The 21,659-nt window shown below is 62.7% G+C and carries 17 protein-coding genes and 1 pseudogene; 13 read left to right on the plus strand and 5 right to left on the minus strand.

The window, feature by feature from the left end; translation table 11 throughout:
• Positions 1–32: 32 nt before the first annotated feature.
• A complete protein-coding gene (locus tag B348_RS0103340) occupies positions 33–905 on the minus strand; it encodes a hypothetical protein (protein ID WP_017734743.1) in 873 nt (290 codons plus the stop codon).
• A 348-nt stretch (positions 906–1,253) separates the two neighbouring features.
• On the opposite strand from B348_RS0103340, the pseudogene thyA reads away from it, so the two are divergent.
• Positions 1,254–1,532: pseudogene (gene thyA / locus B348_RS01000000129675) on the plus strand (thymidylate synthase); the annotation flags it as partial.
• Positions 1,533–1,673: 141 nt separating this feature from the next.
• On the opposite strand, the gene cadR reads toward thyA, so the two are convergent.
• On the minus strand, positions 1,674–2,114 hold the full coding sequence (gene cadR / locus B348_RS0103350; RefSeq protein ID WP_017734745.1) for a Cd(II)/Pb(II)-responsive transcriptional regulator: 441 nt from the start codon (positions 2,112–2,114) through the stop codon (positions 1,674–1,676).
• 85 nt (positions 2,115–2,199) lie between these two features.
• On the opposite strand from cadR, the gene B348_RS0103355 reads away from it, so the two are divergent.
• The 7 genes from B348_RS0103355 to B348_RS0103390 all read left to right on the plus strand — a co-directional run bounded on the left by B348_RS0103355 (position 2,200) and on the right by B348_RS0103390 (position 11,188).
• Positions 2,200–4,446, plus strand: coding sequence for a heavy metal translocating P-type ATPase (locus B348_RS0103355; RefSeq protein ID WP_017734746.1), 2,247 nt, complete (start codon positions 2,200–2,202; stop codon positions 4,444–4,446).
• Between the two features lie 15 nt (positions 4,447–4,461).
• On the plus strand, positions 4,462–5,325 hold the full coding sequence (locus tag B348_RS0103360) for a LysR family transcriptional regulator (RefSeq protein WP_026136520.1): 864 nt from the start codon (positions 4,462–4,464) through the stop codon (positions 5,323–5,325).
• Between the two features lie 228 nt (positions 5,326–5,553).
• Complete coding sequence (locus B348_RS0103370; protein ID WP_017734749.1) at positions 5,554–6,618, plus strand: putative 2-aminoethylphosphonate ABC transporter ATP-binding protein; 1,065 nt, start codon at positions 5,554–5,556, stop codon at positions 6,616–6,618.
• A gap of 1 nt (position 6,619) precedes the next feature.
• Entirely contained in the window at positions 6,620–8,332 is a 1,713-nt protein-coding gene (locus tag B348_RS0103375; RefSeq protein ID WP_017734750.1) for a putative 2-aminoethylphosphonate ABC transporter permease subunit, read from the plus strand.
• Between the two features lie 19 nt (positions 8,333–8,351).
• The gene (locus tag B348_RS0103380) at positions 8,352–9,374 is read left to right on the plus strand and encodes a putative 2-aminoethylphosphonate ABC transporter substrate-binding protein (protein ID WP_017734751.1); all 1,023 of its coding nucleotides are present in this window, start codon (positions 8,352–8,354) and stop codon (positions 9,372–9,374) included.
• A 126-nt stretch (positions 9,375–9,500) separates the two neighbouring features.
• On the plus strand, positions 9,501–10,634 hold the full coding sequence (locus tag B348_RS0103385) for a TIGR03364 family FAD-dependent oxidoreductase (RefSeq protein WP_017734752.1): 1,134 nt from the start codon (positions 9,501–9,503) through the stop codon (positions 10,632–10,634).
• Complete coding sequence (locus B348_RS0103390; RefSeq protein WP_017734753.1) at positions 10,634–11,188, plus strand: phosphonate degradation HD-domain oxygenase; 555 nt, start codon at positions 10,634–10,636, stop codon at positions 11,186–11,188. Before B348_RS0103385 ends, B348_RS0103390 begins: the two co-directional genes overlap by 1 nt.
• Here the strand turns inward: B348_RS0103390 and B348_RS0103395 are convergent.
• Together B348_RS0103395 and B348_RS0103400 are read right to left on the minus strand one after the other, a co-directional pair.
• Positions 11,185–12,552 (minus strand): DUF3482 domain-containing protein, encoded by a 1,368-nt coding sequence (locus tag B348_RS0103395; protein WP_017734754.1) that lies wholly within the window; start codon positions 12,550–12,552, stop codon positions 11,185–11,187. The two genes, B348_RS0103390 and B348_RS0103395, sit on opposite strands and share 4 nt — an antisense overlap.
• Positions 12,545–13,915 carry a DUF2868 domain-containing protein gene (locus B348_RS0103400; protein ID WP_017734755.1) on the minus strand — a complete coding sequence of 457 codons (1,371 nt, stop codon included), beginning with the start codon at positions 13,913–13,915 and terminating at the stop codon, positions 12,545–12,547. The genes B348_RS0103395 and B348_RS0103400 overlap by 8 nt, the downstream gene beginning before the upstream one ends.
• Before the next feature lie 69 nt (positions 13,916–13,984).
• On the opposite strand from B348_RS0103400, the gene B348_RS0103405 reads away from it, so the two are divergent.
• Entirely contained in the window at positions 13,985–14,497 is a 513-nt protein-coding gene (locus tag B348_RS0103405) for a dihydrofolate reductase (RefSeq protein ID WP_017734756.1), read from the plus strand.
• 94 nt (positions 14,498–14,591) lie between these two features.
• Here the strand turns inward: B348_RS0103405 and B348_RS0103410 are convergent, their stop codons facing one another.
• The gene (locus tag B348_RS0103410; protein ID WP_017734757.1) at positions 14,592–15,983 is read right to left on the minus strand and encodes an L-cystine transporter; all 1,392 of its coding nucleotides are present in this window, start codon (positions 15,981–15,983) and stop codon (positions 14,592–14,594) included.
• 239 nt (positions 15,984–16,222) lie between these two features.
• Here B348_RS0103410 and B348_RS0103415 point away from each other — a divergent pair, with 239 nt between their 5' ends.
• The 4 genes from B348_RS0103415 to B348_RS0103430 all read left to right on the plus strand — a co-directional run bounded on the left by B348_RS0103415 (position 16,223) and on the right by B348_RS0103430 (position 21,541).
• Positions 16,223–17,281, plus strand: a complete 1,059-nt coding sequence (locus B348_RS0103415; RefSeq protein ID WP_017734758.1) for a hypothetical protein — start codon at positions 16,223–16,225, stop codon at positions 17,279–17,281.
• A 206-nt stretch (positions 17,282–17,487) separates the two neighbouring features.
• On the plus strand, positions 17,488–18,021 hold the full coding sequence (locus tag B348_RS0103420; protein WP_017734759.1) for an RNA polymerase sigma factor: 534 nt from the start codon (positions 17,488–17,490) through the stop codon (positions 18,019–18,021).
• A complete protein-coding gene (locus B348_RS0103425; RefSeq protein WP_017734760.1) occupies positions 18,018–18,965 on the plus strand; it encodes a FecR family protein in 948 nt (315 codons plus the stop codon). The genes B348_RS0103420 and B348_RS0103425 overlap by 4 nt, the downstream gene beginning before the upstream one ends.
• 134 nt (positions 18,966–19,099) lie before the next feature.
• Positions 19,100–21,541, plus strand: coding sequence for a TonB-dependent siderophore receptor (locus tag B348_RS0103430; protein ID WP_026136521.1), 2,442 nt, complete (start codon positions 19,100–19,102; stop codon positions 21,539–21,541).
• The last annotated feature ends 118 nt before the right edge of the window (positions 21,542–21,659 follow it).

Here is a 21,659-nt window from a genome sequence, read left to right on the forward strand (position 1 = left end):
GGCAGAACAGCCTCTACTGGGTCAGTTTTCGGTCAGCGGCAACAAGCATGGACGTTATCCGAGACTTGCTCGATGCATGCAAGGCATTCGGCTAGTGGCCAGGTAAGCCAGGCGTCGGATGTGATTTTTATTTCGAGCGCATCAAGCTTTCTTACCTGCGATGCAACGTTTTCCATGAGAACGGTGCTTGAACTGCCCAATTCATTTTCTGTGTTACTTATTTTTGCTAAAGCGCGGACTTTTTCGATCTTGCCTTTGAGCTCTGAAATGATGCACTCATCGTGTAAAATCACCTTGAATAGCCTTTCAATCCCGACTTCAACATGATCTTCAGGATGAAACCTTTCATCGAGAGACTTTACAGCCCAGTCGACTTTTTCTGATAACCAAGTCGGTGAGAATTCCGTGTCCCCAAACCAGTATCTTCTCAGGCCTTCGGCATTTGATAGCGAGAGTCGGTGAGTCAGGTCTGAGGCAGTCCAAGGAACAAACTCCACTGTTTGACCCGATGGAACATAGGATGTCCATTTTTCCTTATGGGCCTCCCAGTGTTCCCAGCCTCTTTTGCCGCTACTCTTTTTTCCGGTTTTATCCGTCAGATCACAGGCTAAGACCACAACATATTTGGTTAACGATGGATGTGACTGAAGGGCGCGTTTAACGGAGTCGTCAATATTGGCCCAATCAATGTCACCTGCTTTTAGATAGTATTTTGCTTGGTATCCAATTTCGCTCCCGTCGCTGAGCAACCAGTAAGCCTCGATGCCCCCATCGCCCCCTGCACCTTCTATTCGCCTAAATTCAGCGTCAGCGGCTGGTGGTTCACGCCGTGCAAGCTGGCAAACGAGCTCTTCAAAGGCGAGGCGCTGTCCTGAATCCATGCCTCTGATGCGTCTGTAATCCATGTTGCGTCCGTTGCGAGAAGTGATAGTCGTAATGGCAGATTGCCTATGTCGAGTGTATAGGTTTCCAGGCGAATCCGGAGCGGCTTGCCCACGAGGGCCTCTGCTTTCGCTTGGGACAATGTGATTGAAATAGGGGGGCTTCACGCTAGCCATGAACGTTGGCCGGAGCTGCCAATTTCCTCCGAGGCTCACAGGGCAAAGCCTAGAGAAAATATTCATCGAGTGTGGGGGTAAGTTCTTGTTTTTATGAGCGTAATGTGCAATTATAATCATGCACTCTGAGACGAGCGGGACTTTGCTAAAGAACGCAATCGTAGTGTGCATAATGTGAGTCGCATGAACGGGTTCGGCCTGCCGTACAACACCGCCGCGCTGGCGTTGCTCACCCATATGCTGGCCCAGCAGTGCGACCTGATCCCCCACGAGATCATCGTCACCACTGGCGACACCCATGCGTACAGCAACCATATGGAACAGATCCAGACCCAGCTGGCGCGCACGCCGAAGAAGCTGCCGGAGCTGGTGATCAAGCGCAAGCCTGCGTCGATTTACGATTACAAATTTGAAGACTTCGAAATCGTCGGTTACGACGCTGATCCAAGCATCAAGGCTGACGTCGCCATCTAAAAGGCTGCCTCGGCCATAAGCCATAAACTGTGGGAGCTGGCTTGCCTGCGATGGCGGTGGATCAGCAACATTGATGTTGCCTGACACTCAGCTATCGCAGGCAAGCCAGCTCCCACAGTTTGATTGGGTTTTCACCCCAGGTTAGTGGCCGTGGCTTCTGCCCACATGGGAAGGCTCGGCCTCACTGGCTGCCACGCTCCCGCTCACTTCAAGCCGCTGCAAAATCCCGCACTGCTCCCCGCCGCCACAACGCTGGCGCAAGTCCAGCAACTGTTCCTGCAACACCAACAACCCATCGATCCGCGCCTTGACGTGCTGGATATGCTCGTCGATCAACGCATTCACGCTTTCACACTGGTCCTGAGGACTGTCGCGCAATCCCAGCAAGCTGCGGATTTCTTCCAGGGTCATGTCCAGGCTGCGGCAGTTGCGGATAAAGACCAGCCGCTCGGTGTGCGCCTGGGTGTACACGCGGTAATTGGCGTCGGTACGTGCCGGAGGTGGCAGCAGGCCTTCCTTCTCGTAATAACGGATGGTTTCCACCGGGCAGTCGGTCAGTTTCGCCAGTTCGCCGATCTTCATCGCAGCAATCTCCAAATGGGTGCTTGACCCTATAGTGGCTACAGGGTCTTTACTTGGCAACAGGCACCTCTACGGACGCGACAGAATGAGCGATTCCATCCACACCCCGCATAAACACGAGCACAACCATGATCACGGCGAGAAAAAACTCACGCCTGTGCATAACCACGCTGGCTCCTGCTGTTCCGGCAGCGCGGCCCCGGCCAAGGTGACGCTCAACGAAGCGCCCACCGCCGGCTCCCGCCTGAGCACGTTCCGCATCGAAGCCATGGACTGCCCCACCGAGCAGACGCTGATCCAGAACAAACTGGGCAAGCTCGCCGGCGTGCAGCAGCTGGAATTCAACCTGATCAACCGCATCCTTGGCGTCACCCACGACCTGCCGAGCACCGCGCCGATCATCGACGCGATCAAAGCTATCGGCATGCAGGCCGATCCCATCGAAGAAGGCACCCCGGCTGCCGCCCCGCCCGCGAAGAAACACTGGTGGCCGCTGGCGTTGTCCGGCATCGGCGCGTTGGGCGCCGAAGTGCTGCACTTCACAGGCGCCGCACCGACCTGGGTGATTGCACTGGTGGCGCTGGTGTCGATCCTCAGTGGCGGCCTCACCACCTATAAAAAGGGCTGGATTGCCCTGAAGAACCTCAACCTCAATATCAACGCGCTGATGAGCATCGCGGTCACCGGCGCGGTGCTGATTGGCCAGTGGCCGGAAGCGGCGATGGTGATGTTCCTGTTCACCGTCGCCGAGTTGATCGAAGCCAAGTCCCTGGACCGTGCGCGCAACGCCATCAGCGGCTTGATGCAGATGACCCCGGAAAAGGCCACGGTGCAGCAGGCGGACGGTTCGTGGGCTGAACAGGAAGTCAAAAGCATTGAACTTGGCGCCATCGTGCGGGTAAAGCCCGGCGAGCGCATCGGCCTGGACGGTGAGGTAACCGCTGGCCAGTCCACCATCGACCAGGCGCCGATCACCGGTGAAAGCCTGCCGATTGAAAAGACCGTCGGCGATAAAGTCTTCGCCGGCACTATCAACCAGGCGGGCTCGCTGGAGTACAAGGTCACCGCAGCGGCCAACAATTCCACCCTGGCGCGGATCATCCACGCCGTGGAGCAGGCCCAGGGCGCCCGCGCGCCGACCCAGCGCTTTGTCGACAGCTTCTCGAAGATCTACACCCCGGCGGTGTTCCTGTTTGCCCTCGGTGTGGCCCTGATTCCGCCGCTGTTCATGGCCGGCGCGTGGTTCGACTGGATCTACCGCGCCCTCGTCCTGCTGGTGGTCGCGTGCCCGTGTGCGTTGGTGATCTCCACCCCGGTGACCATCGTCAGCGGCCTCGCGGCAGCGGCGCGCAAAGGCATCCTGATCAAGGGCGGCGTGTACCTGGAGGGCGGCTACAAGCTCGACTACCTGGCCCTCGACAAGACCGGCACCATCACCCACGGCAAGCCGGTGCAAACCGATTACCTGGCGTTGTTCCCCAACGTCGAAGACAGCGCACCGGCCCTGGCCGCCAGTTTGGCCGGGCGCTCCGACCACCCGGTGTCCCTGGCCATCGCCAGCGCGGCTGTGGATAAAAACCTGCCGAGCCACGTTGTGGATAACTTCGCGGCCCTGGCCGGTCGCGGTGTGCGCGGTGATATCAACGGCGAAACCTACCACCTGGGCAACCACCGCCTGGTGGAAGACCTCGGCCTGTGCTCGCCGGAGCTGGAAGAAAAGCTCTTCGCCCTGGAAAAACAAGGCAAGTCCGTGGTGCTGCTGCTCGACAAGTCCGGCCCGCTGGCGCTGTTCGCCGTGGCCGACACGGTCAAGGACAGCAGCCGCGAAGCCATCCAGCAGCTGCATGAGCTGGGGATCAAGACCCTGATGCTCACCGGCGACAACACCCACACCGCCCAGGCGATTGGTGCCCAGGTCGGCATCGACCAGGCCCGTGGCGACCTGCTGCCCACCGACAAACTGCAAGCCATCGAAACCCTCTACGGCCAAGGCCATCGCGTCGGCATGGTCGGCGACGGTATCAACGACGCCCCGGCCCTGGCCCGCGCCGAGATCGGTTTTGCCATGGCTGCAGCGGGCACCGACACCGCCATCGAGACCGCCGACGTGGCGCTGATGGACGATGACCTGCGCAAGATTCCCGCATTCATTCGGCTGTCGAGGCAAACGTCGAGTATCCTCAAGCAGAACATCGCCCTGGCGCTGGTGATCAAGGCGATCTTCCTGGCCGTGACCTTCCTGGGCATGGCCACCATGTGGATGGCGGTGTTCGCCGACATGGGCGTGAGTTTGCTGGTGGTGTTCAATGGCCTGCGCCTGCTGCGCAAATGAGGATGAGAGGGTGGTGTGCTGAGTGCTGAGTTAAAGGCGTTTTTCATGGTCGCGCGACTGGGCAGCATTACCCAGGCGGCGAAAAAACTCGGCCTCAGCCAGCCCACCGTCACCACGCAGATCCGCAACCTGGAAAGCCAGTACGGCGTCGAGCTGTTCTACCGTGGCGGGCGCCGCCTCACCGTCAGCGACGAGGGCGCGCGGCTGCTGCCGATGGTCAAGGCGCTGTTGCAGCAGGAAGCGGACATCGAGTTTTTCCTGCGCAACAACGGCCAGGTCCAGGGCGCCTTGCGCATTGCCGCGACGGCGCCGTATTACATCCTCGACCTGGTCAAAGCCTTTCGCGAACGCCTGCCGCAAGTGGAAGTGTCGGTGGAAATCGGCAACTCCCAGCAGGTGCTCGAAGCGCTGGACGATTACCGCGTCGATGTCGCCGCGTCCTCGCAACTGCTGGAAGACCCGCGCCTGATCCGCCGCGTACTCGGCACCGACCCGTTGGTGCTGGCGGTGCATCGCGACCATCCCCTGGCCAAGCTCGACCATGTGCCTCTCGGCGCGCTGGCCGGGCACACCTTGTTGATGCGCGAAGCGGGCTCGACCACGCGGCGGCTGACGGAAGAGATGTTGCAGGGCGCCAACGTGAGTTACGGGCCGCTGCTGGAAATCGGTAGCCGCGAGTCGATCCGCGAGGCGGTGCTGCGCAATATCGGCATCAGCATCATTGCCCGCCAGGAAGTGCCCCATGACCCGCAGTTGCGCGTGCTGACCATCGAGAATGCGCCACAGATCCCGGAGTATTTGTACTGCCTCAAGGAAAGAAAGGGCGCGCGGTTGCCGGCGGCGTTTCTGGGGTTGGCGCAGGAAATGTCGCCCCTCTGAAATGGGTGGGTGGCCTTCAGGCCGCTATCGCAGGCACGCCAGCTCCCACATTTTGACCGTGTGAACCCGATCAAGTGTGGGAGCGGGCTTGCCCGCGATGAGGCCCGCCCAGACTACCCATATCCCCAAATCCACCAATACCACTATCACCACCTTTTGCCTTCCTGCCACACCAGCGACGCATTGCCTGCCTAGCATGGCCTTCATCCGTTTGATGAGGTGCCTTGCATGAACACTGCCCTGACCCAACCCGGCGCACCGATGAAGGTGCGCAATGTCCAGAAACGCTTCGGCGCCTTCACGGCGCTGGACAACGTGTCCCTGGACGTCGCTGCCGGTGAGCTGGTGTGCCTGCTGGGCCCGTCCGGCTGTGGCAAGACCACCTTGTTGCGCTGCATCGCCGGCCTGGAACGCCAGGACAGCGGTGAACTTTACCTGGGCAACCGCGACGTTTCCCTGCTGCCACCCCAGGCGCGGGACTACGGCATCCTGTTCCAGTCCTACGCGCTGTTTCCCAACCTCACCGTCGAAGCGAACATCGGCTACGGCCTCACCGGCAGTGGCCGCGACGAAGTGCGCCAGCGCGTCGGGCAGATGCTGGAACTGGTGGGCCTGCTGGGCAGTGAAAAGAAATACCCCGGCCAACTCTCCGGTGGCCAGCAACAGCGTGTGGCCCTGGCCCGCGCCTTGGCGCCGGCACCGTCGTTGTTGCTGCTGGATGAGCCGATGTCGGCCCTCGACGCCCGGGTGCGGGAGCACCTGTGCACCGAGCTGCGCCAACTGCAACGGCGCCTGGGCATCACCACCCTGATGGTGACCCACAACCAGGACGAGGCCATGTTGATGGCCGACCGCATCGCCGTGATGAACAACGGCAAGGTCGAGCAATACGCCACGCCCCAGGAAATCTACGACCGCCCGGCCACGCCGTTTGTGGCGGAGTTTGTCGGCCAGGGCAACTGGCTGCCCTTCAGCCGCAACAGCGCCAGCCATGCCCAGGTCGGCGGGATGAACATGCGCCTGGCCGATGATGCTGGCGTGGCCAAGTCCGGGCGCCTGTTCTGCCGCCCGGAAGCCATCAGCGTCAACCCGCCGGTGCATGAAGAAAACCTGTTCCCGGCCAAGGTCCGCGAGATCACCTTTCTCGGCAACCGCTGCCGCATGAGCTTCGAACTGGAGCAACTTCCCGGCCATGCATTGCTCGCCGAACTGGCCCCGGAAGCCATGCCACGCCTGGGCGCCCAGGACATCTGGGTGGCCTTGCCGCCGCGCAGCCTGCAGGTGTTTGCCTGAGATGGGCGCTGTCATGACCTTGCCGGCCGCGCGCCAGGCGTCCCGTGCCGAACTCGGCGACCGCCTGTTTGTGGTCGGCGGCAAACTACTGTGGCTGTGCTTGCTGGGCGTCGCCGTCTTGCTGCCGTTGCTGGCGATCTTCTGGCGCGGTTTCAGCAGCGAAGCCGGGCAGGGCGGTGGTCTGGTTGCTGCCCGAGAATTGATCACCAGCGCCAACTTCCACTGGCTGCTCGGCAATAGCCTGAAAGTTTCCCTCAGCGTCGCAGCCATTGTCGTACCGCTGGCCTACCTGTTTGCCTACGCGCTGCAACGCACGCTGATTCCCGGCAAGGCGATCTGGCGCGGCCTGTCCCTGCTGCCACTGATGGCACCGTCGATGCTGCCGGGGATTGCGCTGGTGTACCTGTTCGGCAATCAGGGCATGTTGCGCGGCGTGCTCTCGGAGAATATCTACGGCTTCTGGGGCATCGTGCTCGGCGAAGTGATCTACACCTTCCCACACGCCCTGATGATCCTGCTGTCGGCGCTGTCCCTGGCGGATGCGCGTCTGTTCGACGCCGCTTCCAGCATGGGCGCCAGCCCGGCCCGGGCGTTTCGCAGCATCACCTGGCCGGCCACGCGTCAGGCGGTGTTCGCGGCGTTCTGCCTGGTGTTCACCCTGACCATCACCGACTTCGGCGTGCCCGTGGTGGTGGGCGGTGATTATCAAGTGCTGGCCCTGGAAGCCTACAAGGCAGTGGTCGGCCAGCAGCAGTTCGGTCGCGGCGCGTTGATCGGCATGGTGTTGCTGCTGCCGGCGCTGTTCAGCTTTGGTGTGGATGCGTGGCTGCGCCGCCGTCACGGCGATGCCATGAGCGGCCGCGCGCAAGTATTCCAGCCAGTGCCATCACGCGTCAGAGACGCCTGCTACCTGGCCATCGTCCTGCTGATCTGCGCCGTCTTGCTGCTGGTGTTCGGCATGGCGGTGTACTCCTCGCTGGTGAAGTTCTGGCCGTACAACCTGTCGCTGTCGCTGAACCACTACCAGTTCGAAGACACCGCCGGCGGCGGTTGGCTGGCCTACCGCAACAGCCTGACCATGGCCTTGTGCACCGCGTTGATTGGCAGTGTGCTGATCTTCACCGGCGCCTACCTGATGGAAAAGACCAAGGGCCAGAAGGGCCTCAACCTCGCGCTGCGTATGCTCAGCTTCGTGCCGATGGCCGTGCCGGGGTTGGTGCTGGGCCTGGGCTACGTGTTCTTTTTCAACCTCAACGGCAACCCGCTGCATGTGTTCTACGGGACCATGACCCTGCTGGTGGTGTGCACCATTGCGCACTACCTGACCACCGCACAGATGACCGCCACCACCGCGTTGCGCCAACTGGACGCCGAGTTCGAAGCCGCCGCGCTGTCCCTCAAGGCGCCGCTGTACCGCCATTACCTGAAAGTCACGGTGCCGATCTGCCTGCCGGCGTTGCTGGACATCGTGCGCTACCTGTTTGTGTCGGCGATGACCACCGTGTCTGCCGCGATCTTCCTCTACAGCCCCGACACCATCCTCGCCGCCGTCGCCGTGTTGAACATGGACGACGCCGGCAACGTGGGCGGTGCGGCGGCCATGTCGACCCTGATCCTGTTCACCTCGGCCGGCGTCTCGCTGCTGCTGGCGTGGGCTTCACGTGGCGCACTGCGTCGCTCCCAAGCCTGGCGCCAGACCGCGCCCGGCCAATAATCCCGATAGGAGGTGTTCCATGTTCAAGCCCCTGGCGCTGGTCGCTGCCGTACTGTCTGCATTCAGCCTGAATGCCTTCGCCAAGACCGACCTCACCGTGTACACGGCCCTCGAAACCGAGCAGTTGAAGACCTACAAGCAGGCGTTTGAAAAGGCTAACCCGGACATCGAGATCAAGTGGGTGCGTGATTCCACCGGCATCATCACCGCCAAGCTCTTGGCCGAGAAAGACCGCCCGCAAGCCGACGCGGTCTGGGGCCTGGCCGCCTCCAGCCTGGCGATCCTCGACCAGCAAGGCATGCTGGACAACTACGCACCCAAGGACCTGGACAAGATCGGCAAGAACTACCGCGACCCCGCCAACCCACCGGCCTGGGTGGGCATGGACGTCTGGGCTGCGACCATCTGCTTCAACACCGTCGAAGCCGAGAAGCAGGGCCTGAGCAAACCCGTGAGCTGGCAGGACCTGACCAAGCCTGAGTACAAGGGCAAGATCGTCATGCCCAACCCGGCCTCGTCCGGCACCGGCTTCCTGGACGTGAGCGCCTGGTTGCAGACCTACGGCGAGAAGCAAGGCTGGCAGTACATGGACGACCTGCACCAGAACATCGGCCAATACGTTCACTCCGGTTCCAAGCCCTGCAAGCTGGCGGCGTCGGGTGAGTTCCCGATCGGCATTTCCTTTGAATACCCGGCCGTGCAGCTGAAACGCCAGGGTGCGCCGCTGGACATCATCCTGCCGAAAGAAGGCCTGGGTTGGGACATTGAAGCCACGGCGATCATGAAGGGCACGGCCCATGCCGACGCGGCCAAGAAGCTCGCCGACTTCTCTGCCAGCGCTGCAGCAATGGATTTGTACAAGGACAACTTCGCCGTCCTCGCCCAGCCGGGGATTGCCAAGCCACAGACCGAATTGCCGGCTGACTATGAGCAGCGCTTGATCCAGAACGACTTTGCCTGGGCGTCGAAGAATCGCGACAGCATCCTGACCGAGTGGCGCAAGCGCTATGACGGCAAGTCGGAGAAGGTTGCCGGTCAGTAAGGTTTTCGTTAGGGCTACTGGCCTCATCGCAGGCAAGCCAGCTCCCACATTTTGACTTGTGAATACCTTCAAATGTGGGAGCTGGCTTGCCTGCGATAGCGGTCTCAAGTACAGGAACAGCACAACATGACACACCCCACCGACCTGCTAATAGTCGGCGCCGGCATCCTCGGCCTGTCCCATGCCTATGCCGCCGCCAAGCGCGGCCTCAAGGTCAAGGTTTTCGAACGCAGCGCGACACCGTTGGGCGCCTCGGTGCGCAACTTCGGCCAGGCCCTGGTCACCGGCCAGCCACCGGGCCCGATGCTCGACCTGGCGCGGGAAAGCCGCGAGATCTGGGGCCACTGGGCCCAGGTCGCCGGCTTGCAACTCAAGCGCAACGGCTCGTACCTGTTTGCCCGCTCCGAGGCCGAAGAGCATCTGCTGGAAGCCTTCTGCGCCGGTCGCGCCAAGGAGCACGGCTACCACGTCGAACTGCTGCAAGGCGCCGCGCTGAATGACCTGTACGGCGGCCAGTTCCGCCATCACCGCGCCGCGCTGCATGGCCGCGACGATCAGCAGCTGTATTCGCGCGAAGCGATCCCGGCGTTGATCCACTACCTGCGCAACGAATTGCAGGTGGAGTTTCACTTTTCCACCCTGGTGCGCGACGTCGAGCCCGGCCAGGTCCACACCACGGCGGGTAGCTTTCGTGGCGAGCAGATCATCGTCTGCTCCGGGCATGACTACCAAACCCTGCTGGCCGACGCGATGGCCACGCTCAACCCGAGCATCTGCCGCCTGCAAATGCTGCGCGCACGGCCGGCAATCAACCTGAACCTGCAACACGCGTTGCTCACCGGTTTGAGTTGCGTGCATTACGGCGCCTTTGCCGACCTGCCCGAGGCCGCCGCCGTGCAGGCGCACATCCTGCGCGAAGCACCGCACCTGCATGAACACGGCATCCACTTGCTGATCAGCCCCACGCCCCATGGCGAACTGATCATCGGCGACTCCCACGACTACGGCAGCGACGCCTCGCCGTTCAATGCCGAAAGGGTCGATGACTGGATGATCGAGCTGGCGCAGCAGACCCTGGGTTGCAAGATCCAAGTGGTCGAGCGCTGGCAGGGCGTGTACGGCTCGCGCGGGCCGGGGCCGTTTTCGTTCCTGCGGGTGGCATCCGGGGTGAGCGCGGCATTGATGCACACCGGTGTGGGCATGAGCGTCGGGCCGGCGCTGGCCGAGCGCAATATCAGCCTGTTGTGGGGCGCAGCGTGATGAGCCCGGAACAGGCGATTGCCGAGGTGTTCGGCTTGTATGAGCGGTACGGCACGGAGGATTACATCGGCGAGCCGGTGTCGCAGATCGAGCACATGTCCCAGGCCGCGCAGTGGGCGATGGCCGAAGGCTTTGATGATGAAGTGGTGCTGGCGGCGTTTTTCCACGACATCGGCCATCTGTGCGGCCAGGGCGGCGAGAACATGGGCGGTTATGGCGTGGTCAGCCATGAGCGTTTGGGCGCGGATTACCTGCGCCGCGCGGGGTTCAGCGAGCGCATGGCCAAGCTCGTGGAATACCACGTGCAGGCCAAGCGCTACCTGACGTTCAGCCAGCCGGACTACTACGCCCGCCTGAGTGAAGCCAGCCGGCGCACCTTGGGTTACCAAGGCGGCGTGATGAGCGCCGAAGAGGCCCACGCGTTTGAACAGGACCCTCTGTGTGCCGTGAGTGTGCGCATGCGTTATTGGGATGAGCAGGCCAAGGCAATGCACGTACCGGTGCTCGACCTTGAACTGCTCAAGGCCAAGGCGCGGCAGGTGCTGGCGGCTTAGGTTTCGTCGAGGCGCTGGGCCAGGGCTTCGATCTGTTCCTGGCGCTCGGCCTGGCTGAGCTTGGCGTGGGGGTTGAGGGACGACCACTGCGGATGGGCGCGCGCCTTGTGCAGCGCGTCCGGCAACTTGCCTTCGCGCCAGCTTTTGTCCTGGGGCGTGTCGACCTTGATGCTGTGCATCGCCGCATGCCCGCGCTGGTTCAGGGCCCTGAGCAACTGGCGCTGGCGCAGGGCGAGCAGGCGCAGCACGCCGTCGTCCACGGTCAGCTCGCGCTGGCCCTTGATCTTGCCGAGCAGGCGGCCGCCATAGCTGCGCGCGGTTTGCAGCGCGCCACCGGCAATCGCCCCGGCCAGGGCGGCGGCGCCCAGGGTCAAGCCGCCGACCAGCAGATCCACACCGGCCCCGGCCGCCGCGCCTGCGGCGATCCCGCCGCCGACGCGCACGCCGAGTTGCTTGAGGGTTTCCGGGTTGAACAGGTCATCGCCCCAGCGACCGTCCAGCAGCGGCAAGTCGCTGGCGGCGGCGTCTTGCGGGCGGAAGCCGAACAGTTTGAGCAGGGCTTCCACACACTTCTGTTCACGCTGGCGCACGGCTTTGCGCAGCTCGTTGACGGCTTGCGGTTCGTCCTCGGGCACCACGCTGCGCCGGCATGCGGCGCAGTCGATCAGCAGCTCGGCGATCAAGCGTGCAGCGCTTTGCTGACGGGCTTGGCGTTGGGCTTCTTGATCAAGAATCAGCCGCTCCAATTGTGGTCGCGCGCTTTCCAGCAGCAGGGCGAGGCTTTCATACAGGCGCCGCTCGCCGTCTTCCGGTGGCGCGACGCTGTCGAAACGCACCAGCGCATGCAGGCCCAGGCGAGCCAGGGCTTCGCGCCAGTCCGGCTCGCGGTGGTCGCTGCTGCTGACAAAGTTGAGCACCGGCAGCAACGGCTTGCCGCAACTGGCCAGCACTTGCAGCTCGTCGCGGTACTTGGCCAGCACCGGCTCGCGGGCGTCGATCACATACAGGCCGGCGTCCGAGGCCAGCAGTTGGCGCAGCACCTTGGCTTCCTGTTCGAAACGCTGGCGCGCTTCGCTGCCTTCCAGGAACCGCGCCAGGCGCGCCGGGCCGTCGAGGCGCTCGCCCGGGCGGTCCAAACGTTCGAGGTAGTCGAGCAGGGCGATGGCATCTTCCAGGCCGGGGGTGTCGTACAGCTCCAGCAAGGCTTCGCCGTCCACCGACAGGCGCGCCCCTTCGACATGCCGCGTGGTGCTGGGGCGATGGGACACTTCGCCAAAGCCCACGTCGCGGGTCAGCGTGCGCAGCAGCGAAGTCTTGCCGACATTGGTGTGGCCGACCACGGCGAGTTTCAGTGGTTTAGTCATGCCCGGTCTCCAGCCAGTTCAGCGGCGCGCAGTCGGCGAAGGGCAGTTCCAGCTGTTGCAGCGCGGTGTGCCAGTCGCCCAGGCGTTCGGCGTCCAGCGCCTGGCCGTGGGGTGCTTGCAGCAGCCACACGCGGGTTGCGCTGGCGCTGCGCGCGAGTTCGGCGATCAACGCCAGGCTGCCGCGGTCCGGCGAGCGCCGTGGGTCGCAGGCGATGGCCAGGCGCGCGGGCGGGAAGCGCGTGAGTTGCTCCAGCAGCTTGTGGCGCGATTCGCGGCTGTCGAGGATGCCCGCATCTTTGACGTTGGCCGGCAGCTTGGGCGGCCACGGGTGTTGATCGTCCAGTTCGATGGCCACCAGCAGGGCGCCGGCGCTTTCCAGTTCGCTGACGCCGCTGCTGACCTGAGGCAGTTGGTCCGGGGCGGCGTCGCTGACGCCAAGGCGTTCGCTGCTGGGCATCAGGCGTTCGCGCAGTTGGCTGTAGCCGGGCAGGTTGAGGTCCAGGTGCAGGGCGGCGCGCCCGCGTTGCCAGCGCCACAGGCAGAGCAGGGCGAGGATCAGGCGCGGCAGCAGGCCGTAGACCAGCAGCACGCCGACCAGCCACGCGGCCCAGGACTGGCGGGCGCTTTCGATATTCAAGGCGGAGTCGCCGCTGGCGCGGATCATTTCGACCGTCGGCACATTGAAGCCGAGCAGGGTGGGCAGGCTGCCCAGGGCCTGGGTCGCGGCGACGAAGGTGTCGGCGCTGAGGATGGTGGTTTCCCACACGAAGCCGTAGCGGCGGGTGGCGAGCAGCATCAGCAGAATCACCAGCGCACTGAGCAAGGCCAGCAGCCACAGGCTGTTGACCAGCACACCCACGGCCCAGCGATTGAGTTTTTGCCGTTGCAGCAGCAACAGCAGCGCCGGCGCCAGTTGCGCGGCCTTGGCGTCGCGGGCGAGCTTTTCGCTGAGCCACAACCACAAGCGCCCGAGGCTGGCGCCGTGTTCGCCGGCAAACAGCAGGCCCAGGGCCCAGCTTATTAGCAGGATCAGGTTCAAGCCGAGCAGGCTGCCCAATGCCCAGAACACATTCACCGGGGCCAGGCCATTGCCCATGGCGGCGAAGGCCAGGCCCGCGCCGCTGAGCACGGCGACGACCGCCAGCAACACCAGCGCCAGGCGTGCGCCTTGCAGCCAGCGGGTCAGGGCGGAGGTCAAACCATCGCGCTCGGCCAGGTGCAGGGCGCGCCGCTGGATGCGCGTCGGCAGGTCGCCCCCGGCCGCGCGGGCCAGGCGGTTGGCTTCCTGGTCTTCCAGGTTGCCGGCGTGTTCTTCGCGCAGGCGTACTGTTTCCGTCAGCCAGAGTGTGTGCAGGGGAGTCACGCGCCGTCCTGTTGTGTGAGTGAGCCTGGAGCATAACCCCTGGCTCGTGGCTCTGGTATTCTCGTCGCCATGAAAAAAACTCTCCCTTTAAGCCTGATCGCAGCCCTCGGTGAAAACCGCGTGATCGGCGTCGACAACAGCATGCCCTGGCATTTGCCGGGGGATTTCAAATATTTCAAGGCCACCACGCTTGGCAAGCCGATCATCATGGGGCGCAAGACCTGGGACTCCCTCGGTCGACCGTTGCCGGGGCGCTTGAACATTGTGGTCAGCCGTCAGACCGATCTGGCGCTTGAAGGTGCGGAAGTTTTTCCGTCGCTGGAAGCGGCGGTTGAGCGCGCTGAAGCGTGGGCACTGGAGCAGGGCGTGGATGAGCTGATGCTGATCGGCGGCGCGCAGTTGTATGCGCAGGGGCTGGAGCAGGCGGATCGCCTGTATTTGACGCGGGTGGCGTTGAGCCCGGAAGGGGATGCTTGGTTTCCAGCGTTTGATTTGAACCAGTGGAAGCTGGTGTCGAATGTTGAGAACCCGGCGGAAGGTGACAAGCCTGCTTACAACTTTGAGGTTTGGGAAAAGGCCTAAGAGCATCGCAGGCAAGCCAGCTCCCACATTGGACCGAGTATTTCTAAACAACTCGGTCAACTGTGGGAGCTGGCTTGCCTGCGATAGCGGTCCATCAGGCCTGCACTAACTCAGCATGCTCATCCGCATCCAACAACGCCTTATCCGTCTGCCCCATGATCTGGCTGGTAATCGCCCCTGCCGTCATCGAACCGTTCACGTTCAACGCCGTGCGGCCCATGTCGATCAGCGGCTCCACGGAAATCAGCAGTGCCACCAGTGACACCGGCAAGCCCATCGCCGGCAGCACGATCAGCGCGGCAAACGTTGCACCGCCGCCCACGCCGGCCACACCGGCCGAGCTCAAGGTCACAATCGCCACCAGGGTCGCGATCCACAGCGGGTCCAGCGGGTTGATGCCGACGGTCGGCGCCACCATCACCGCCAACATGGCCGGGTAGAGACCCGCGCAACCGTTCTGGCCGATGGTCGCGCCAAACGAAGCGGCGAAGCCGGCGATGGACTGCGGGATGCCCAGGCGACGGGTCTGTGCCTCGATGCTCAACGGGATCGCCGCTGCGCTGGAGCGGCTGGTGAAGGCAAAGGTCAGCACCGGCCACACTTTACGGAAGAAGCGCAGCGGGTTGACCCCGGCCAGGGACAGCAGCAGGCCGTGCACCACAAACATCAGGCCCAGGGCCAGGTACGACACCACGACGAAACTGCCAAGCTTGATGATGTCTTGCAGGTTGGAGCCGGCGACCACCTTGGTCATCAGCGCCAGCACACCGTAGGGCGTGAGCTTCATCACCAGGCGCACCAGGCGCATCACCCAGGCTTGCAGGATGTCGATGGCGTTGAGGACTTTCTGGCCTTTTTCCACGTCATCCTTGAGCAGTTGCAACGCGGCAACCCCCAGGAATGCGGCGAAGATCACCACGCTGATGATCGACGTCGGCTTGGCCCGCGCCAGGTCGGCGAACGGGTTGGACGGCACGAACGACAGCAGCAACTGCGGGATATTCAGGTCGGCGACCTTGCCCGCGTAATCGCTCTGGATCACTTGCAGGCGCGCCATTTCCTGGGTGCCGGCCACCAGGCCTTCGGCGGTGAGGCCGAACAGGTTGGTCAGGCCGATGCCGATCAACGCCGCAATCGCGGTGGTGAACAGCAGGGTGCCGATGGTCAGGAAGCTGATCTTGCCCAGGGACGCGGCGTTGTGCAGGCGCGCCACAGCGCTGAGGATCGAGGCAAATACCAGCGGGATCACGATCATTTGCAGCAATTGCACGTAGCCATTGCCGACCAGGTCGAACCAGCCGATGGACGCCTTGAGCACCGGGTTGCCGGCGCCGTAAAGGGTATGAAGCGCCACACCAAACGCCACGCCCAGGGCCAGGGCGAACAGCACCTTCTTGGCGAGGCTCCAGTTTGTGCGGCGGGTTTGTGCCAGGCCCAGTAACAGGGCCACGAACACCAGTAAGTTGAGAATCAGGGGCAGATTCATTAGAGCTCCGTCAGAGGCTGCCAATCGCGTGAGCCTGCGATTGCGAACCGGAAATCCTAACAGCTTGAAATATATTGATTTAATACCGATATGGAATGGTGACTGTCGTTTTTGGAATAAGCGTTTGACGCTCAGGCATATGTGGTTGGCGGGATCAGGACGCAAGCGGTCGCGCTCGGGCGGTAACTGTCACGGGGATTTGTTAGCGTCGAGGTTTTTCACTCAGGGAGAAAACGCATATGAAGCTCGCTTCGAGACTGTTTGCCGCCGCACTGTGCCTGGGCCTTGCCGGCCACGCCATGGCCGCCACCGAGTTGAAACACTGGCCCGCCCCGGCGGCCAAGCAATTGAACGAGATGATCGCCGCCAACGCCAACAAGGGTAACTTCGCGGTGTTCGACATGGACAACACCAGCTACCGCTACGACCTCGAAGAATCCCTGCTGCCCTACATGGAAAACAAGGGCCTGATCACCCGCGACAGCCTCGACCCGTCGCTCAAGCTGATGCCGTTCAAAGACACCGCCGAACACAAGGAGAGCCTGTTCAGTTACTACTATCGCCTCTGCGAAGTGGACGACATGGTCTGCTACCCGTGGGTTGCCCAGGTGTTTTCCGGCTTCACCCTCAAGGAGCTCAAGGTCCAGGTCGACGAGCTGATGGCCTCCGGCAAACCGGTGCCGGTCAGCTATTTCGAAGGCGACGTGGTGAAAAAATCCGAAGTGCAGCCGCCGAAGATCTTCACCGGCCAGCAGGAGCTGTACAACAAGCTGATGGAAAACGGCATCGACGTGTACGTGATGACCGCCGCCTCGGAAGAGCTGGTGCGCATGGTCGCGGCCGATCCGAAGTACGGCTACAACGTCAAACCCGAGAACGTGATCGGCGTGACCACCTTGCTCAAGGATCGCAAGACCGGCGAGCTGACTACCGCACGCAAACAGATCGCCGCTGGCAAGTATGACGAGAAGGCCAACCTCGGCCTGGAACTCACGCCGTACCTGTGGACCCCGGCAACCTGGATGGCCGGCAAGCACGCGGCGATCCTCACCTACATCGACGAATGGAAAAAACCGGTGCTGGTGGGCGGCGACACGCCAACGAGTGATGGCTACATGCTGTTTCACGATGTGGACGTGGCCAAGGGTGGCGTGCACTTGTGGATCAACCGCAAGGACAAGTACATGACCCAGCTGAATGGCATGATCGCCAAGCATGCGGCGGCGCAGGCCAAGGAAGGGTTGGCGGTGACGGCGGACAAGAATTGGGTGATTGTGAAGCCTGACGACATCCAGTAACACCGAGTTGCCCTTATCGCAGGCAAGCCAGCTCCCACATTTTGACCGTGTGAACCCGATCAAGTGTGGGAGCTGGCTTGCCTGCGATAGCGCCCTAAAGAACACCTCCAAACCCACAGCAAAAAATAGATATCAATTGCGAACCAATCTCATTCTTTGCTGGCGTGCGCACCTCCTGAACCTCTCGTTCCTCTCAAGGTAGTGCCGTGCTCTCCTGGAATTCGCAGATCGCGCGCCTGTTCGCGGAGCAGAAGAAAGCCCTCGAAGCCTTCGTCACCCGCCGCACCGGCAGCGCCCAAGTGGCCGCCGACCTGACCCAGGAATCGTTCCTGCGCCTGGCGCGCCTGGATTCCGGCGAGAAGATCGACAACCTCCCAGCCTTTCTCTTCACCATCGCCAGCAACCTGGTGCGCGATCACCAGCGCCAGGCCATCCGCCGTGAGCGCCTGGACGCCGGCGAGCCCAGCGAAGAGCTGCCGTGCACCAACCCAGGTGCCGACGAACAATTGGCCGCCTACCAACAGGAACAACTGATGCAGGACGCGATCCTGGCGTTGCCCGAAGCGACTCGGCAGATCTTCCTGCTCTATCATGTCGACGAACTTTCCTACCGCGAGATTGGCGAACGCCTGTCGATCACCCCGCGCAGTGTGGAATACCAATTGCGTCGCGCCTTGATTGAATGCCGCGCGTACATCAAGACGCGGCTTGCCTGCGATGCACAAGGACGTCGGTCATGACTGCCACACCCACTGCCGACGCGCTGTTTGAACAAGCGTCCGGCTGGTATTTCCGCCTACAGGCCGAGGACGTGACGCCGGCTGACATGGACGCCTTCGCCGCCTGGCTCGGGCAGGGCCAAGCCCAGGATGACGCCTGGCAGGAAGTGCAGGCGCTGCTGGGCGGCCTGCGTGAGCCGGCCCGGGTGATCCGTCGCGCCGAACAGGCCGCCTGGCGCAAACCGCTGCGGCGTTGGGCGTGCGCCGCCGCGGTGTTGTTGGCGGTTGGCCTGACCGTGCAAAACACCCCCTGGCTCGACCGCCTGCGCGCGGATTACGCCACCGGCACCGGTGAGTCGCGCACCGTCGAGTTGGCCGACGGTTCCCAGCTGCAACTCAATACCGACAGCGCGATTCAAGTGCGCATGAGCGCGGGTGAGCGTCAGATTCGTCTGCTGAGGGGCGAAGGCTTTTTCAGCGTGACCAAGGACCCGGCGCGGCCCTTCGTGGTGCAGTCCGGTGAGGGCTGGGTCAAGGTGGTCGGCACCCAGTTCAGCGTGGCGCGGCGTGATGCGCAGACGCGGGTGCAGGTGGCCCAAGGCAAGGTGCAGGTCAGTGCGGGCAGCGGTGACACGGTGTACCTGGAACCGGGGCGGGCGGTGGAGTATCAGGGACAGCACCTCGCCGAGGTCCACGGCTTCGATCCGGCCAGCGGCTTTGCGTGGCGCCAGCGGCAGTTGGTATTCCGCCAGCAGCCGTTGTCGGAAGTGGTCAGCGAACTGAACCGCTACTGGCCCGGCAAGACCCTGGTGCTCGGCGACGCGCTGCGCAATCGCGTGGTCTCCGGCGTGTTTGAAATCGACAAACCGGATGCGGTGATCAAGGCGCTGGAATACACCCTCAACCTGCGCGCCGAGCATTACACCCCGTATTTGCTGGTGTTGCGCGAAGGCAAAGCGTCCTGACGGCAACTTTTTTCAAAATAGTTTCAGGGTTTCTCCGTGAGCCATCGTCCTTGATCACTGAGGCGCAAATAGTAAGCACTCTCAAGTAGTGCGGCGCCGATCACCGACTTTTTTTGCACCGGGGAGCACCATCCATGGCACACCGATACGCCGCACGGCCCTTGCTGGCACTGGCCATTTCCATGGCCAGCGGCATTGCGCCGCTGTACTTGCAGGCCGCTGAGACCACCCAGGCCCAGACTTACCGCTTCGATATTCCTGGGCAAAGCCTGGACGGCGCGTTGGCGGCGTTTTCGGCGGTGACGCGGATTCAGGTGCTGGTGTCCGGTGAGTTGACCCAGGGCGTGACATCCCCAGGTGTGCGCGGCAACTTGGGCCAGCGCGAGGCCCTTGGCTTGTTGCTGGGTGGCACGGGGCTGAACGCGGCGTTTATCAATGCCGACACCGTGACCCTGGAAAAACCCGTGGCCAGCGGTTCTGCCCTTGAAGTCGGTGCAACAACCATCAGCGCCGAACGCCTGGGTGCTACTACCGAAGGTACAGGTTCCTACACCACCGGCGCGGTGACCATCGGCAAGGGCGAGCAGAAACTCAAGGACATCCCGCAGTCGGTCAGTGTCATGACCCGCAAGCAGATGGATGACCAGAACACCACCAAACTGTCCGAAGTGGTCAAGCGCACCCCCGGCCTGACCGCGACCAAATCCCCCGGCCCCGGCATGTTCATCTTCTCCCGGGGTTTCGAGATCGGCACCCTGCAATACGATGGCGTAGGCATCCCGCGTAACACCTACACCCTGGGCAGCTACCTCACCGAAAACATGGCGATCTACGACCGCGTCGAAACCCTGCGTGGCCCGGCCGCGTTGCTGCAAGGCGCCAACAGCCCCGGCGGCACCATGAACCTGGTGCGCAAACGCGGCCAGCAGGCGCCCACGGTGACCATCACCGCCAAGGCCGGCTCCTGGGACCACTATGGCACTCAAGTCGACGTCGGCGGCCCGATGAATGCCCAAGGCACCTTGCGCGGCCGTTTCGTGGCGGATTACGACACGACCAACTCCTTTGTCGACTACGCCGGCGGCTGGAATCAGACGGTCTACGCGGCGGTGGACTACGACTTCACGGCAGACACCACCGTCGGGGTCGGCATCAGCAACCAGAAAGGCCATTCGCGGCCCAACTTCATGTCGCTGCCCCGTTACGCCGACGGCAGCGATATCGGCTTGCCGCGCTCGACCTTTGTCGGCGCCAGCTGGAACCGCAACGTCAACAACCAGACCCAGGTGTTCGCCGACCTGGAGCATCGCTTCAACGATGACTGGAAGGTGAAGGCCGCGTTGGTGGCGATGGACGAGCACAACGACGCAACCTACCAGGCGACGTGGGATACCATCCCCAACGGCGGCGGCACCGTGCGTTATATCGACTGGGTCACCGACTTCAACACCAAGAGCCGCGGCGCGGATGTGTACGTCGATGGCAAGTTCGACGGCCTGGGTTTCCAGCAGGAAATGATCCTGGGCGCCAACTATTCCAAGCTCACCACCGACGACCTGTGGGCGCGGGCGGCCACGCCGGGCGCGGATATCTTCAACATCGACCACAACCGCCCGCAGCGCGACAAATACCAACTGTTCAAGGACGGTTGGGGCTCCAAGAGCTGGTATGACGTTCGCCAGAAAGGCATCTATGGCACCTGGCGCGTGAAGCTGCTGGACCCGCTGACCCTGATCGTCGGCGCGCGCACCAGTTGGTATGAGTTCTCCTACATCGGCCAGAGCGGTATCAAGGGGACTTATGGCGCGCCTGAAGCCAGCACCACCCAAACCAACGGCAAGGTCACGCCGTACACCGGTCTGGTCTATGAACTGAACGACCAATGGTCGGCCTACGCCAGCTACGCCGACGCGTTTGAACCACAGACCAACCAAACCACGTCCCACGCGATCCTCAAGCCCATCGAAGGCAAGAACTACGAGCTGGGGATCAAGGGCGAATTGGCCGATGGTCGCCTCAACACCTCGTTTGCGATCTTCCGCTATGACCAGGAAAACCGCGCGGCCCAAGACCTGCAAGGGCCGCAGAACTGCAACGGTTGGTACTGCTCGGTGGCTTCGGGCAAAGTCCGCAGCCAGGGCTTTGAAGCCACGTTGAGCGGCGAAGTGCTGCCGGGGTTGCAGCTCAATTCCAGCTACACCTACAACACCACCAAATTCCTCAAGGACGACGACTACGAAGGCAAGATCTTCAGCACCTGGACGCCCAAGCATTTACTCAAGGTCTGGGGTGATTACCAGCTGCCGGGTGACTGGCAGAAATTCAGCGTCGGCGCCGGCGTGACCGCGCAAAGCAGCACCGAGGCCTACGACCGCACGTTCAGCGTGCCGGGCAATGCGCTGTGGGATTCGCGGGTGGCGTACAAGATCAACCAGGAATTCAGCGTGGCGGCGAACCTGAACAATATGTTCGACAAGAAGTACTACATCCCGGCGTATAACGCGAATTGGGGCAGTAACTACTATGGCGATCCGCGTAATGTGATGTTCACCATGACCTACACCCCGCAGTTCTAAAGCCTTACACCAACCCCCTGTGGGAGCTGGCTTGTGTGGGAGCGGGCTTGCCCGCGATGGCGGAGTGTCAGGCGATACATGTGTTGGCTGACACTCCGCCATCGCAGGCAAGCCAGCT

This window comes from Pseudomonas sp. CBZ-4 (assembly GCF_000346755.1).
In the GTDB taxonomy this organism is placed as follows: domain Bacteria; phylum Pseudomonadota; class Gammaproteobacteria; order Pseudomonadales; family Pseudomonadaceae; genus Aquipseudomonas.

Excerpts from the sequence above, each read along its gene's own strand:
- B348_RS0103355 (WP_017734746.1), top strand. The coding sequence starts at position 2,200 with ATGAGCGATTCCATCCACACCCCGCATAAACACGAGCACAACCATGAT.
- B348_RS0103425 (WP_017734760.1), top strand. The coding sequence starts at position 18,018 with ATGACTGCCACACCCACTGCCGACGCGCTGTTTGAACAAGCGTCCGGC.
- cadR (WP_017734745.1), bottom strand. The coding sequence starts at position 2,114 with ATGAAGATCGGCGAACTGGCGAAACTGACCGACTGCCCGGTGGAAACC.
- B348_RS0103385 (WP_017734752.1), top strand. The coding sequence starts at position 9,501 with ATGACACACCCCACCGACCTGCTAATAGTCGGCGCCGGCATCCTCGGC.
- B348_RS0103430 (WP_026136521.1), top strand. The coding sequence starts at position 19,100 with ATGGCACACCGATACGCCGCACGGCCCTTGCTGGCACTGGCCATTTCC.
- B348_RS0103380 (WP_017734751.1), top strand. The coding sequence starts at position 8,352 with ATGTTCAAGCCCCTGGCGCTGGTCGCTGCCGTACTGTCTGCATTCAGC.
- B348_RS0103415 (WP_017734758.1), top strand. The coding sequence starts at position 16,223 with ATGAAGCTCGCTTCGAGACTGTTTGCCGCCGCACTGTGCCTGGGCCTT.
- B348_RS0103375 (WP_017734750.1), top strand. The coding sequence starts at position 6,620 with ATGGGCGCTGTCATGACCTTGCCGGCCGCGCGCCAGGCGTCCCGTGCC.
- B348_RS0103390 (WP_017734753.1), top strand. The coding sequence starts at position 10,634 with ATGAGCCCGGAACAGGCGATTGCCGAGGTGTTCGGCTTGTATGAGCGG.
- B348_RS0103370 (WP_017734749.1), top strand. The coding sequence starts at position 5,554 with ATGAACACTGCCCTGACCCAACCCGGCGCACCGATGAAGGTGCGCAAT.
- B348_RS0103405 (WP_017734756.1), top strand. The coding sequence starts at position 13,985 with ATGAAAAAAACTCTCCCTTTAAGCCTGATCGCAGCCCTCGGTGAAAAC.
- B348_RS0103410 (WP_017734757.1), bottom strand. The coding sequence starts at position 15,983 with ATGAATCTGCCCCTGATTCTCAACTTACTGGTGTTCGTGGCCCTGTTA.
- B348_RS0103395 (WP_017734754.1), bottom strand. The coding sequence starts at position 12,552 with ATGACTAAACCACTGAAACTCGCCGTGGTCGGCCACACCAATGTCGGC.
- B348_RS0103340 (WP_017734743.1), bottom strand. The coding sequence starts at position 905 with ATGGATTACAGACGCATCAGAGGCATGGATTCAGGACAGCGCCTCGCC.